Source organism: Ureibacillus xyleni (assembly GCF_900217795.1).
Lineage (GTDB): Bacteria > Bacillota > Bacilli > Bacillales_A > Planococcaceae > Ureibacillus > Ureibacillus xyleni.
Window position 1 is genome coordinate 443,972 of record NZ_OBMQ01000001.1, and the last position, 13,907, is coordinate 457,878.

General features: G+C 33.4%; 12 protein-coding genes. 9 read left to right on the top strand and 3 right to left on the bottom strand.

Annotation, left to right across the window (positions count from 1 at the left end):
• Positions 1–47 precede the first annotated feature (47 nt).
• The 3 genes from CRO00_RS02020 to CRO00_RS02030 all read left to right on the top strand — a co-directional run bounded on the left by CRO00_RS02020 (position 48) and on the right by CRO00_RS02030 (position 2,968).
• A complete protein-coding gene (locus CRO00_RS02020; RefSeq protein WP_097071970.1) occupies positions 48–947 on the top strand; it encodes a LysR family transcriptional regulator in 900 nt (299 codons plus the stop codon).
• Between the two features lie 173 nt (positions 948–1,120).
• Positions 1,121–1,837: a 2,3,4,5-tetrahydropyridine-2,6-dicarboxylate N-acetyltransferase gene (gene dapD / locus CRO00_RS02025; protein ID WP_097071971.1), complete on the top strand. Its 717-nt coding sequence runs from the start codon at positions 1,121–1,123 to the stop codon at positions 1,835–1,837.
• 12 nt (positions 1,838–1,849) lie between these two features.
• Complete coding sequence (locus CRO00_RS02030) at positions 1,850–2,968, top strand: N-acetyldiaminopimelate deacetylase (RefSeq protein WP_097071972.1); 1,119 nt, start codon at positions 1,850–1,852, stop codon at positions 2,966–2,968.
• 42 nt (positions 2,969–3,010) lie between these two features.
• Here the strand turns inward: CRO00_RS02030 and CRO00_RS02035 are convergent, their stop codons facing one another.
• A complete protein-coding gene (locus tag CRO00_RS02035; protein ID WP_097071973.1) occupies positions 3,011–3,778 on the bottom strand; it encodes a 3-hydroxybutyrate dehydrogenase in 768 nt (255 codons plus the stop codon).
• A 462-nt stretch (positions 3,779–4,240) separates the two neighbouring features.
• Here CRO00_RS02035 and CRO00_RS02040 point away from each other — a divergent pair, with 462 nt between their 5' ends.
• From CRO00_RS02040 to CRO00_RS02050, 3 genes are all read left to right on the top strand, one after another.
• On the top strand, positions 4,241–5,215 hold the full coding sequence (locus CRO00_RS02040) for a Gfo/Idh/MocA family protein (protein WP_161946595.1): 975 nt from the start codon (positions 4,241–4,243) through the stop codon (positions 5,213–5,215).
• A 136-nt stretch (positions 5,216–5,351) separates the two neighbouring features.
• A complete protein-coding gene (locus CRO00_RS02045) occupies positions 5,352–7,148 on the top strand; it encodes an ABC transporter substrate-binding protein (RefSeq protein ID WP_097071975.1) in 1,797 nt (598 codons plus the stop codon).
• A 466-nt stretch (positions 7,149–7,614) separates the two neighbouring features.
• The gene (locus tag CRO00_RS02050; protein ID WP_097071976.1) at positions 7,615–8,355 is read left to right on the top strand and encodes an SDR family NAD(P)-dependent oxidoreductase; all 741 of its coding nucleotides are present in this window, start codon (positions 7,615–7,617) and stop codon (positions 8,353–8,355) included.
• Between the two features lie 139 nt (positions 8,356–8,494).
• Here CRO00_RS02050 and CRO00_RS02055 read toward each other — a convergent pair whose 3' ends face one another.
• The gene (locus CRO00_RS02055) at positions 8,495–9,361 is read right to left on the bottom strand and encodes an alpha/beta fold hydrolase (protein ID WP_097071977.1); all 867 of its coding nucleotides are present in this window, start codon (positions 9,359–9,361) and stop codon (positions 8,495–8,497) included.
• Between the two features lie 272 nt (positions 9,362–9,633).
• Between CRO00_RS02055 and CRO00_RS02060 the strand changes: the two genes are divergently transcribed.
• Complete coding sequence (locus CRO00_RS02060; RefSeq protein ID WP_237658297.1) at positions 9,634–10,164, top strand: HXXEE domain-containing protein; 531 nt, start codon at positions 9,634–9,636, stop codon at positions 10,162–10,164.
• A 30-nt stretch (positions 10,165–10,194) separates the two neighbouring features.
• Entirely contained in the window at positions 10,195–11,439 is a 1,245-nt protein-coding gene (locus CRO00_RS02065) for an MDR family MFS transporter (protein WP_097071979.1), read from the top strand.
• A gap of 74 nt (positions 11,440–11,513) precedes the next feature.
• Here CRO00_RS02065 and CRO00_RS02070 read toward each other — a convergent pair whose 3' ends face one another.
• Positions 11,514–12,710, bottom strand: coding sequence for an MFS transporter (locus CRO00_RS02070; RefSeq protein WP_097071980.1), 1,197 nt, complete (start codon positions 12,708–12,710; stop codon positions 11,514–11,516).
• Positions 12,711–12,872: 162 nt separating this feature from the next.
• On the opposite strand from CRO00_RS02070, the gene CRO00_RS02075 reads away from it, so the two are divergent.
• Positions 12,873–13,856: an MBL fold metallo-hydrolase gene (locus CRO00_RS02075; protein ID WP_097071981.1), complete on the top strand. Its 984-nt coding sequence runs from the start codon at positions 12,873–12,875 to the stop codon at positions 13,854–13,856.
• Positions 13,857–13,907 lie beyond the last annotated feature (51 nt).

Sequence of the window (13,907 nt, forward strand, 5' to 3'; positions counted from 1 at the left end):
TTTGTCGATTTTTAAGTCTAACGGTACGTTTTGCCATGTAAGGAAGGATGAATAGTTTGACTACAACTGAAGCAGAAATTATAAAAATATTATCTGAAGAGAAAAATATGCGAAAGGCTGCAGAACGTCTTTTTTTAACACAACCAGCACTATCTCAACGTTTGCAATCCATTGAAAAAGATTGGGGAGCACAACTTTTTATTAGATCGCAAAAAGGTTTAACACCAACACCTGCAGGAGAGTTAGTCATACAATACGCAATTGATACGATAATACGTAAAGAAGAGGTTTTTGAAACCATTCAAGCATTAAACTCAAAGGTACATGGGACATTAAAAATCGCTTGTGCATCTATTGTGGGACAAAACTGGCTTCCTAAAGTATTAAAGGATTTTGTAACACAATATCCAGATGCGAAAATTTCCTTAATTACAGGATGGAGTTCAGAAATTGTGAAAGCTCTATATGAAGGGGAAGCACATGTTGGGATTGTCCGCGGACAAGCCGAATGGAAGGGTAAAAAAGTACATCTATTTCGAGATATGATGTATTTAGTTGATAAAGAAATAAAACAACTTGATGATATATTGACGACAGATCGACCATTTATTCAATTTAAAAGCGACTCGAGTTATTATCAAGAAATCCAACTTTGGTGGCAACGTCATTTTTCATCTAATCCAAAACGGCAAATTATTGTGGACCAGATTGAAACTTGTAAACAAATGGCAATGAATGGTATTGGATATGCTATTTTACCTTCCATAACTTTAAATGGTGAGGAGAAAGTAAATAAAATACCCATCACAAATACTGAAAAAGATTTAGGATTAACCCGTGATACTTGGTTAATTGGCTATGAGTCTTCTTTTGAATTAAGGCAAGTAGCAGCATTTGTTGAGGTTGTTAAACAACATGCAAGCTGTCTTTACGATTATACAAAATAATACTATGGTAATAAAAAGCTCGTCTAAATGTTCGATTAAATCACACGAAGATAATAGTAATTAAAATAGTTATGTGAATTATAAATAATCGGATATTTATACGTGCTATTTAATAAAATATTTAGTACAATATTTTCTATGTTAGAAATCTTTACATAGATAGGAGATTCATAATGACAAAAAAGTTAAATGCACAAGAAATAATTCAATTTATTGGACAATCAAAAAAAGTAACACCAGTGAAAGTCTATGTAAATGGAGAAGGTGTTGCCAATTTATCGTACGGCGAAAATACAAAAGTATTTGGTGAAAATAATAGTGCCGTAGTATTTGGTGAATGGAACGTAATTGAGGTTGCTTTAAAAGAACATAGCGACAAAATTACAGATTATGTTGTTGAAAATGATCGTCGTAATTCTGGTGTACCTTTATTAGATTTCAAAAACGTTAATGCACGTATTGAACCAGGTGCGATTATCCGCGATCAGGTTACAATTGGTGACAATGCAGTCATTATGATGGGAGCAATCATTAATATCGGTGCTGAAATTGGTGAAAAAACGATGATTGATATGGGTGTAGTATTAGGAGGTCGTGCTACAGTAGGTAAAAACTGTCATATTGGCGCAGGTACTGTCCTTGCAGGTGTAATCGAGCCCCCTTCTGCAACTCCAGTTATTATTGAAGATGATGTTGTCATCGGTGCGAATGCTGTTGTGTTAGAAGGTGTTCGTGTAGGTAAAGGAGCAGTTGTTGCAGCAGGCGCTATTGTAATTAGTGATGTTGAACCATATACTGTTGTAGGTGGTGTACCGGCGCGCGTTTTAAAACAACTAGATGAAAAAACAAAATCTAAAACTGAAATTATGGACGCGTTAAGAAATATATAAGAGGGTGTTAAGATGGATTCACTCATTCAAATAAGAAGAGATTTACATCAAATACCTGAATTAGGTTTTCAGGAGTTTAAAACTCAAAAGTATTTGTTAGAAAAACTATCTCAGTTTCCACAACAATTTTTAAATATTACTACTTGGGAAACAGGTATCGTCGTAAAAATTACAGGAAGTAACCCATCCAAAACAATTGGTTGGCGTACAGATATTGATGGATTACCGATAGTAGAAGAGACAGGATTACCTTTTGCTTCAACTCATAACGAAAATATGCATGCGTGTGGACATGATTGCCATATGACCATTGCCTTAGGTATCGTAAAGGCATTTGCCGAAAACCAACCAAAGAATAACGTTATAGTTTATTTTCAGCCAGCAGAAGAAGGACCAGGTGGAGCAGAGCCAATGATCAAATGGTTAAAGCAGGAAAGACCAGATTTATTGCCAGATGAGATTTATGCATTGCATATTGCCCCAGAATATCCTGTTGGTACTGTTGCGACGAGAGCAGGCCTTTTATTTGCCAATACTTCTGAACTTTTCATTGACTTAAAAGGTCTTGGTGGTCATGCCGCATACCCTCATAAAACTCGAGATATGACTGTTGCTGCGGCTAATTTAGTATTACAATTGCAAACGATTATTAGCCGTAATGTAAATCCATTGGACAGTGCGGTTATAACAATTGGAAAAATGACGAGCGGTACAGTTCAAAATATTATTGCAGAAAATGCAAGATTAGAAGGTACAATTCGTACGTTAAGTGTAGAAGCCATGAATGAAGTGAAGCGTAGAATTGAAGCAATTTGTGCTGGAATTGAAGCTTCTTATGAATGTTCCATCACAATTGATTATGGATCGATGTATTATGAAGTAAATAATAATGAGGCATGTGCGAATAAGTTATTATCTCATGCAAAATCTTTTGAAGGATGTCAGGCGATTGAGTGTCCACCTGCAATGACAGGTGAAGATTTTGGTTATTTTTTAAAGGATATCCCGGGTGCATTATTCTGGGCAGGAGCAAATTGTGACCATGGATTACATCATGCAAAGTTATCTCCTGATGAAGACTTATTAGCATTCAATGTGCACTTTGTAGAACAATTTATTAGAAATAATTAAAATAAAGGTCGACTCGTGAAGTTTATTGAGTCGACCTTTTAATTATTGTATTGTATATCCTCCATCTAGTACGACGGCTTGACCGGTCATCCCCATTGACTCCTCACTTGCAAGAAAGATAGCCAAATTTGCAATTTCTTTTACATCAAGTAATCGTTTTTGAGGAATTAATGGATATAAGACCTCTTCTAAAACCTTTTCTAATGGAACTTTTCTTGTATTCGCTAAATCTTGTAATTGATTGCGCACAAGTGGTGTATCAACATATCCTGGGCATAGTGCGTTTACGGTTATGCCATCAGTAGCAGTTTCTAGAGCTGCAACCTTTGTTAACCCGATAACACCATGTTTTGCAGAATTATAAGCAGCCTTCCCTGCAAATCCGACAAGACCATTAATGGAGGCGATATTTATTATTCTTCCAAACTTTTGCTTTTTCATAAAAGGTAATACATGTTTAATAGAGATAAAAGGAGCAGTTAACATGACTTTTACCATTAATTCAAAACGTTCAGTTGGGAAGTCTTCAATCATGGCAACGTGTTGGAAACCTGCATTATTTATTAATATATCAATCCGTCCAAAAGTATTTACTGTTGTTTTAATGGATGATTTGATTTCCTCTTCATTTGTTACATCACATTTAATGCCAATAGAGTGTTTTCCTAAAATGGAAGCAGCGTTTTTTACCTTTACCTCATCTATATCTGTTAATACAACTTTTGCACCTTTTCGATAAAATTCTTTTGCAATTTCATATCCTATCCCTTGTCCAGCTCCAGTAATTAGTACGACTTTATCTTGAACCATTATAGTAACCCCCTTCTCTAAAAAATGTTCCTTTTTGTGTAGATATGATTGTAATTAGATTTTTATTATATATTTACTTCAATTTCTTAAATTATTTTTCTTAGAGTACAGACTAATTTTCAAAAATCTGCAGTAAATCTATTGCTCTTAGTTTCAGGTGGAATGCTAGTGGTGTGATTTAAGTTCCTCCGTCGTCGCATAGGTCTGTTTATGGCTACTAAATACAAATAACCCTCACAAAATATCCTGTTGAATTTTTTTATAGGACCATATTTTGATAGTTCAATACTTTTATACTGGTATAATATGGATAAAGATTATATTATAATTCAGTAAGCTACATATCATCTGGTATATCTGTAGTGAAATTACGTTACAAAAGTAGAAAGAAAATGTTTCATTCTTCCATTTTTTAAATGACTACCTTATGAAATGATAGAAGTGACTAAGGGGGTCAAGAAAATGGAAAATAAAAGCATGTTAGGAATTGGAATTATTGGTATTGGTATTGTTGGAGAGAGATTACTACAGGCATTTAAGGATCACCCTAGAACAGAAGTTGTTGGTATTTTTGATGCGAATGAGAAACGCCTGGTAGAGGTTGGGGAAAATTATGGCATTGAAATTTTTTATGATTCAATTCAATTAATAGAGAGTAGGAAAGTAGATTGTATATATTTAGCGGTTCCTCCAAAGTTTCATTACTCTCTTGCTAAGGAGATTATAAAGCGTGGAAAACATATCATTTGTGAAAAGCCATTAGCAAACTCTTTATTAGAGGCAGAGGAAATGCTTGCCCTAGCAGAACAGGAAAATATAATGCATGCAATGAATTTCCCAACTGTTTATAGACCATCTTTTCTAACCTTACAAAACCATGTAAAAAAGGGTTTTTTAGGCGAGTTAACGAGAATTGAAGTACAGTGCTACTTTCCAGAATGGCCACGATCTTGGCAAAATAATAATTGGATAAAGTCACGGGAGCAGGGGGGATTTATTCGTGAGGTCTTTCCACATTATATCGAAATGATACAAAGATTATTTGGTGATATTGAAAATGTATGCTCTTACATCGAGTATCCTTCTAACGAGGATCAATGTGAAAAAAGTACTGTTGCAATAGCAACTTTAATAGATGGGACGCCGATATTGTTTAATGCAGTATCAGATATAGGTATGAAAGAGAATTTAAAGTTTACCTTACGCGGAACAAGTGGAGTTCTTCATCATAAAAATTGGACAGAGTTGTGGAGAGAGACACCGGATATAAAAGAGCAAGTTATATTACCAAGTGAAAATCACTTTACTAGTTTTATAAATGATATTATTCGTAATTTCAACGGTGAACCTACTAGACTAGTTACTTTTCGTGAAGGGGTAAAAATACAAATGGTACTTGAAAAAATTTTGGAAGGATGTAATTGCCGAAAGTTTTAGTAAAGTAGGTGAAAAATTGTTGTAGAGGTTAACTATTGTGCATTAGGTCTTAGTGAAATTGGAAGGGTAAAATACTTATCAAATATGTAAAAACTTTTTGAATTAACATGATTAAGTTAATCGGGGGAAGGAAGGCATGAATCTTCAAACTCAGTACTACTTTTTATTGCTAAGGCGAGTATTTCGGGATATTGAATGCAATGTTGAAATCTCCATTTCCATGAAATTTATTTCGCAAACTTTATTTTGTACAGAAAGAAATGCAAAGTTAATTTTAAATAAATTACTAGAAGAAGGACTAATTCAGTTTACCTCGGGAAAAGGGAGAGGGAACACATCCACCATTGTCTTTTTGGTAAGTCTTAATAAGGCCCTACTAAAGCAAATCCAATATTTGATTAAAGAAAATAAAATTAATCAGGCAATTGATTTAGTGAAAGAGTTTGGAAAAGGTACTGAAGTAGAAGAATACTTCATTAATTGGATTACCAACTACTTTGGTTATCAAAAGATGTCATCGTCTTTTAATGAAGTAGAAGAAGTAGAAGTATTGCGTTTCCCAATATATCGCCCTATTACAACAGTCGATCCAACACGGGTGTTCTTTGATTTTGATGCCCATCTTGTAAAACAGGTTTACAACACACTTGTTGACTATCATTTTGATACGAAGGAGTTTGTCGGAAGTATCGCACATAGCTGGGAGCATAACGAGAAATGTACGGAATGGTTTTTCTATTTGAGGAAAGGTGTTCATTTCCATAATGGAAAAGAGCTAAATGCTAGTTCTGTTAAAGATTCAATTATTCGGTTGTTTCATTCTCCTCATCAATGGCTTGTCGAGGATATTGCAGATATTAAGGTACTATCCAAGTATGTTGTCTCATTTTCTTTAAAAAGAGAAAACCATCTATTTCTTCATTATGTTGCTTTTGTTCCAATGTCAATTGTTGATGTTTCATCCACTTCTGATGGATTTTCTCAGTACTCAATCGGAACAGGTCCATTTCGTTTTGAAAAAATACAACCCGATTTCTGTTTACTTTCTAGTCATTCTAGTTATTTTGGTTATCGACCTCATTTAGATAAGGTTGAAATTATTCGAATTTCTGAAGAGCTTAGAGGAAGTATTGAAGACTCGAAAAAGTTGTTTCTTGATACAGCAGAAACAAACTTGGGGGAAAAAGAACAATGGGAAACATCAAATGCTATCTTCTCTGGTACAAATGTTATTACTTTTAATACAAAAAGAGATGGACCTCTTCAAAAAGTAGAAATTAGGAAATTAATTGGAGAACTATTTGACCGTAAAAAGCTTGTAAATCTCGGAAAACCTCGAATAAGCCCTGCTCAAGGTTTTTTAATTGAAAATAGACAAATGGAACATGAACTCTCTTATTCTGAAAAAAGCCCCACTCCTGCAGACATTAAAAACAAATTAAAAAAACAAGGTTATTTAGGAGAAAAGCTTACACTTGTTACCTATTCAAGACATTCATTAGATGCAAAACTAACTCAACGAATGTTAGCTGAAGCAGGTATTCGATTAGAAATAAAAATTGTTAATTGGAATAATATTCAACGTAAAGAAATACTCGAAAATGCAGATATGATTTTGTTTGAAGGAACTCCAAATGAAGGATTAATCTCCTTATTCGAGTTACTCCTCTTTAAAGACGGTTTTATCTATCCATTTTTATCAGAGCAATTAAAGAGTAAAGTAGAATCATTTATATACTGTATAAAAAAAGAAAATAATACATGTAATAGTTTAAAGATTTATAAAAATTTAGAGCAATTTCTTATAGAAAATGGGGTTGTACACTTTTTAGTGCATAAGCAAGTTGAAGTTTTTCATGACTATTCACTTAAAGGTGTACGTTTTAATTCTAGAATGTGGATTGATTTTAAGGACATTTGGTATAAGCAATAGAATACGCTTCTTTTAAAAGGTTACCACAAGTAGGTAGGGCACTGAAAAAGTCGATTTTAATAAATTTTTATAATAAAAATACGCTCAGATCTTTTAGGAAGTGGGATTCACGAAGACTCCTACGGGAACAGCTTGAGCTGAAGACCCCGCAGGAGCTTGCGACGAGGAGGCTGAAGCCAAGCCCGTGGAAAGCGAAGTGAATCCCACCTTCTATTTAGAAGCAAATAATTACTATAAATTTTTATCGGTATTTAGTTTTTCAGTGCCCTCCAAGTAGGATAGCTTCTTTTTAAAGTAGTAAGTTCAAAAAGTAATTACGAATCTTAAAAAATATCCTTATCAAAAAAATGGGAGTATACAAATTCATTCAAGTAACTAGAAACTTTAGATAATGAGCTTTTCAAATGAATCGGGATGTACGAACTATTTTTAGGGAAACAATCGTGTAAAGTGAGGATGATACAGAATGGATTTAGCCAATAAGACAGTTATAGTAACTGGTGCCGGAACGGGGATAGGGAGAGCAACTGCATTGAAATTGGCAAGTAAAGGTGCAAAAGTTGTTATAAATTATAATAAATCAGAAAAAAATGCAGAGGATGTTATTCGAGAGATTAAGAAATTAGGTGGGAAAGCATTTTCTTATAAAGCTGACGTGTCAAATGAAGATGAAGTAAATAGCATGGTTTCCAAAGTAATTGAAATTTATGGCACAATTGATGGGTTAGTTAATAATGCGAGTATTACAGCCCAAATTCCACTGGATGATTTAAATTCAGTAACAGATCAAATATGGAATGACATATTTAATGTAAATGTAAAAGGGATGTTTACTTGTACAAAGGCTGTAGTTCCTTATATGAAACAACAAAAGTCAGGGGTCATAATAAATATGGGGAGTGTTGCAGGAGTGACGGGAATAGGATCATCAATACCCTATGCTGCAAGTAAGTCTGCAATACATATAATGACAAAATCATTAGCAATTGCTTTGGCACCGGAGATAAGAGTAAATGCTATTGCTCCTGGTGCGGTGAATACGAGATGGTGGGCTGGAAATGAGGATAAAATGTATAACCTTGCAGGAAATCTCCCACTAGAGAAAATATCAACACCTGATGAAATTGCTGATTGTATTATTTTCCAAATGACACAAAAATCTTTGACAGGACAAACATTCATAATAGACAATGGGCAGACTCTTTAAAATTTACAACACTTTCAAACTTCTCTTTATGGTTTATGGCAATCCAGAGTTCCATAACAGGGAAAAAATATAGATAATAATTTTAATAGAAAAGAATCCTGAATATGTTTTTTCAGGATTTTTTTATACCTATTTTTTATTAGTTTGCTATTAAATAATCAGTTACTAATTTGTTTACTTCATCTTTTTGTTCCGCAGATAAACAATGTGAAGCGCCAACAACTAACTTAGTAGTTATTATAGGGTTAGTTGAAGCTCTCTCAAATGCCTTGTCAACCGATGAATACACTACTTCCTCATTACCAATTAGTAATAGAGTTGGAGTTTTTAAATTTCGTATTTCCTCATCATTATAGGTTCTCGGCGGGACACGAAGTTGCATTACACCAAACTTGTAACCAACCACAAACTGATTAAATAAAACTTGGTCCGGTACACTATTTTTAGCAAACAGCCATTTATATAGTTTTTTTATGAAGTAAGTTTTTTTAAACCACATTGCTGGAAATAGTTTGAGAGGAAATTTCCAGTTTAATCGGTCAAAACTCATAACGGGTGCAAGTAAAACAAGTTTTTTAACCCGATTAGAATTAAGACAATATTGTAAAGACATCCAGCCTCCCATAGAATGACCAGCTAAAAAAACTTTATCCAACCCTAAAGAATCTAATAATTCATCTAGCCAAGTATTAATATCTTCTGATGTTGAAATAGATTTTGTGCATTCACTTTTCCCAAAATCCCCCACTATATCTATGGCGTAAATTCTAAAATGTTTACTCCAAGTGGGAGCATTAGCAAACCACATTGTTGAACTAACCGTCATGCCATGAATTAAAACTAGTGGGGGTGCGCTAACAGGTCCGCAGACGATTACATGAGTTTTTCCAAAAGAAGTCTCAATGTAATCCGTTTCTAATTCAATTCCCCAAAGCTTAAGTGATCTATCATACTGTTTAAAATAAATTTGTTTAGCCACATCAGTCTTAAAAGTCTTTTTGGACATAAATAAGTTACCTCCTTTTTCAATAACCCTCCATAATCTGTATTTTTTATAATATCAGAAAATAAGTTGCCAAAAACATGAAAAAAGATATTATTTTTTACCATTTTTACAGTTTAAATTAAGGATTAAAATTAAAAAAAATACAAAGTAGGAAAAAATCAAATGGAAGAAAAGGAGAAGAGACTTTGAAAAAATTCCTAAAAAATGCGTTGTGTTAAGTAGGGGGTACACAGCAACTTTATTGATTTAGAAAAATTATGGAGGAATGCAATATGACACTTGATATCCAAACATTAATATGGCTATTTCCAATTATGTTTATTTTTCATGATTTTGAGGAGATTATCATGATGGAAAAGTGGCTGGAAAAGAATTTGACAAATATTTCTGGTAGGTTACCATCAAGTATTGCTCTAAAAGTAATCAAACAATTTTCAATGTCAACCGCACAAATGACTGTGGCGGTGCTAGTTATTTTCTTATTTGTAAGTAGTTCATCCTTTTTTGCTAGTCAGTATATAAATCAAGGCAGTTTTAGTAACATTTATATTTTTACTGTGATTATCCTTGCTTTTTTTGTTCATGTATTTACTCATATCGGTCAATCTATTTTATTTCGCTCGTTAACTCCTGGTATAGTATCCTCTATTTTCATAGTTTTACCTTATAGTATCATCATGATCAACTCATTAATAATTAATGAAATAATTACATGGCAAATCATTTTCATATGCTTACCCTTTATGTTTTTATTACTTCCTATTGTAATTTTCGCACATTGGATTGGAAAAAAAACTATATAAATTTTTTTATATTTAATAGGAGGTGATAACATGTTAAGAAAAACTCTTAAATTTCACCCTATTGCATGGGGATTAATAATTGGTACGTTCCTATCGAGAGCAGGATTTTTTATGAGTATACCTTTTCTAGGTATTTATTTACATGAGGTTATGGGTTTTTCAACTGCGATGACAGGAACTATATTATCCATAAGTTTTTTTGTTAGTACTTTTACAAGTTTTATCGGTGGTGCTTGGTCAGATAAAGTTGGTAGATTTCCAGTTATGATTATTTCAATGTACTTATGGGGAATAGTCTTTGTTGGTTTTACTGTTGCAAGTGAGGTTTGGCATTACTTTGTATTAAATGCTCTTAGTGGATTTTGCAGAAGTATATTTGAACCATCTGCACGTGCTCTTTTGGTAGATGTAACGCCGCAAGAGAAAAGAGTAGATGTGTTTAATATGCGTTATTTTGCAATCAATGTTGGAGGAGCTATAGGTCCATTAATTGGACTATCGCTAGGTGCTTCTAAAACAGCATTACCATTCTTGGTTAGTGCATTATTATATTTTTTATATGGAAGTTTAATATTTGTATGGAAATACAAATATTCTTCAATAAATATTAGTAAGGAAATAATCGAGAAAGTGACTTTGTTTAACAGCCTAAAAATAATAAGTAAAGATAAAGTGTTTCGATTTTTTTTAATAGGGAATATTTTTGTTACTGGAGGATATGCACACATTGATACTACATTATCTCAATACCTAGGTAGTGATGGAATAGAGGCATATTCAGTGCTATTTGCAACTAATGCCATATCAATTTTGGTATTGCAATATCCTATAATAAACCTAATGAAAAGGTATTCTCCATTAATTTCATTAAAAACAGGCAGTATTTTATTCGGAATTGGGATATTTGGTTTTAGTTTTTCCCACTCACTTCCTCTTATGATAATAGCTATGGTTATTTTTACTATTGGTGAAATTCTATGTTTCATTATAGGCGATGTACTAATTGGAGATATTGCCCCTGATCATTTAAGGGGTGCGTACTTTGGAGCAGCAGGACTTCAATTTATTGGACAAAGTGCGGGTGCAGCAATTGGAGGCATGCTTTTAAACATGTTTGGGTTTGAAAGTGGATTCTTAGTTTTTGGCATATTAGCGATATTAACCATTTTAGCTTATCCATTTTTTGAAAGAGGACAATATTTACTAAATACCAAATTTAGTGATAATAATTTGACTTTGCCGATAAAAAACAATGGGGCTACAAAATCGTTATGATTATCACACTTAAATAGAGAATTGAATAAAAAACTAGTGAAGGAAAAAACATTTTCTTCACTAGTCTGTATGATTTATTTAACTTCTGCATGCATTAATGCTGGTGCTTTTTTTCGAGTCCAACCATAGGCTAATGCATAACAGCCTAATAATATGAATGTTCCTAAAATGAATGGAGATGATAACTTCCATTCTAGTAAGACACCAGCTAACGCAGGGCCAATCATATTTCCTAAACTCATATAAGCGTTGTTCATACCAGCTGCAAATCCTTGATCTGCTCCTGCAAATTTAGATATTAATGTGTTCACTGCAGGACGGATGAATACTGTAGCGATTTGGAATAATGTTGAGACTAGTAAAATCATAAAGAATCCACTTACAAAGATGATTAGTACCATCGTAATTGCAGCAACGACTAAATTAACTAAAATTACTTTCATCTCACCGTATTTTTTAAATAGTTTATCGACAATAAACATTTGTAGGATGACACCGGAAAGTCCGCCTAATGTCACAACAATGGCAATATCAGTCGGTGTATAATCAAATTTCAAAGTTAAAAACATCGATAAAGTAGCTTGGAAATTGGCAATTCCAAAGCTAAAGGTAAATACAACAATTAATAAAATGAAATATGGTGTTTTCACAGAACGAACTAATTGAGTTATTAAATTTTCCCGTGGTTGACTTTGGGCACCAGAAGTTTGTGGCTGTATGTTCGGTAAAACAATGAAAGATAATATACCTGCAAGTAACGCAACGATTCCTGCTAAATAAAAAGGAAAATGTAGGTTAACAGTTGCTAAAAAACCACCTAATCCGGGACCAATCATGAAACCTAAAGAAATAGCAGCTCCAATCATACCCATGCCTTTACCACGTTCTTCAACAGTTGTAATGTCAGCTACATAGGCCATTACTGGAGGCATAATAAATGCAGCACCAAACCCACTTAAGAAACGAGCAAGGAACAATAGCCATACCTCAGAAGCTAATCCAAACAGAATTTGTGCAATGCCATAAATAATTAACCCGCCAACGATAAATACTTTTCTTCCATAACGGTCTGATAGATCCCCAGAAATTGGTGAAAATAAAAACTGTGCAAGGGCAAAAATAGCAGTTAAAAATCCAAGAACTTGACCGCCCACACCGAAAATTTCTAAGTAGGAGGGAAGTACAGGAATAATGATGCCAATTCCACCCATTGTGATAAACATGTTAAACATTAAAAATAGTAAGGCAATCTTTTTTTTCTTTTGAGACATTTCTGCCCACCTTCCCCTAAACTTTTCCCCTAGTAACGTGTATTCTCTAGCTTATCACATTGCAAAAGGTTAAACTAGAAAAAAGATAAATATGTATACATTGGGGATTTTTATCTAATTCATGACATACCCCTAACTGTTTGGAGTAAAGGAAGCGATTGTATGTTTGGTCCAATAACACAAAATAATAAAATTGTATACCCGATTATTTTTCCTATTAAATATGGTGCAATGAAATCGATTAATTGTTTTTTGTATAATGATGGATCGACATTAACTTTAATTGATGGAGGGTTAAATACACCCGAGTTTGTGGATTTTTTTGAACAATCATTAAGACGTTATAAATTATCAATTGAAGACATCGATCAAATTTTTCTCACTCATCACCATGAGGACCATATTGGCGTAGTGAATTCGATACTTTCTAAAAGGCAAATTCCTATTTTTGCCCATGACAAAGCAATACCCCGACTACGTTTTGAAAAAGAATTTTTAACGAACAAAATTCATTTTTTTAAAAAGATATACGAAGAATATGGATGTTTACATCTTTCAGCTAATCGCTTTGAAAGAATGAATCAAACTCTTCGTAAACGAAATGAGTTAAGTATATTAGGCGATATCCAATCGGTAAATGAAGGTGATCGAATTGGAGATTGTAAAGTAATTGAAGTACCGGGTCATTCTCCAGATTCTATCATTTTTTATGACGAGTCTGTAGGATGGCAATTTGCAGGTGACTTACTTTTAGAGAACCTATCAACGAATGCTTTAATCGATTTTGATGACAATTTGCAATTGCTTCCGACAGTTTCTCAATATGAAAATTCTTTGCAAAAATCACTAAAATTATCGACAAGCTGGGTATTTGCTGGTCATGAAAATTTATTTCAGAATCACACATTAGAAATTCAGAAAAAATTACAGCGTATGCAAAAGAAAGAAACGAGAATTATTGAAGCCGTGGAAAAAGGGTATCATATAACAATGGATATTGCAGAAGCTCTTTATGGAAAACGAGTTAAAAAGGAATTTATCTTCATTATATCTGAGGTTATTGGGTATTTGGAATACGCCATTAGTCGGGGCAAACTTGAAAAACGAATGGAAAATGGTCAATGGTATTTTAGAAAACTAAAATAAACGAGCAATGATGATTGTCAAAGCTCGTTTTTTATATTTATTGAAGTGCTA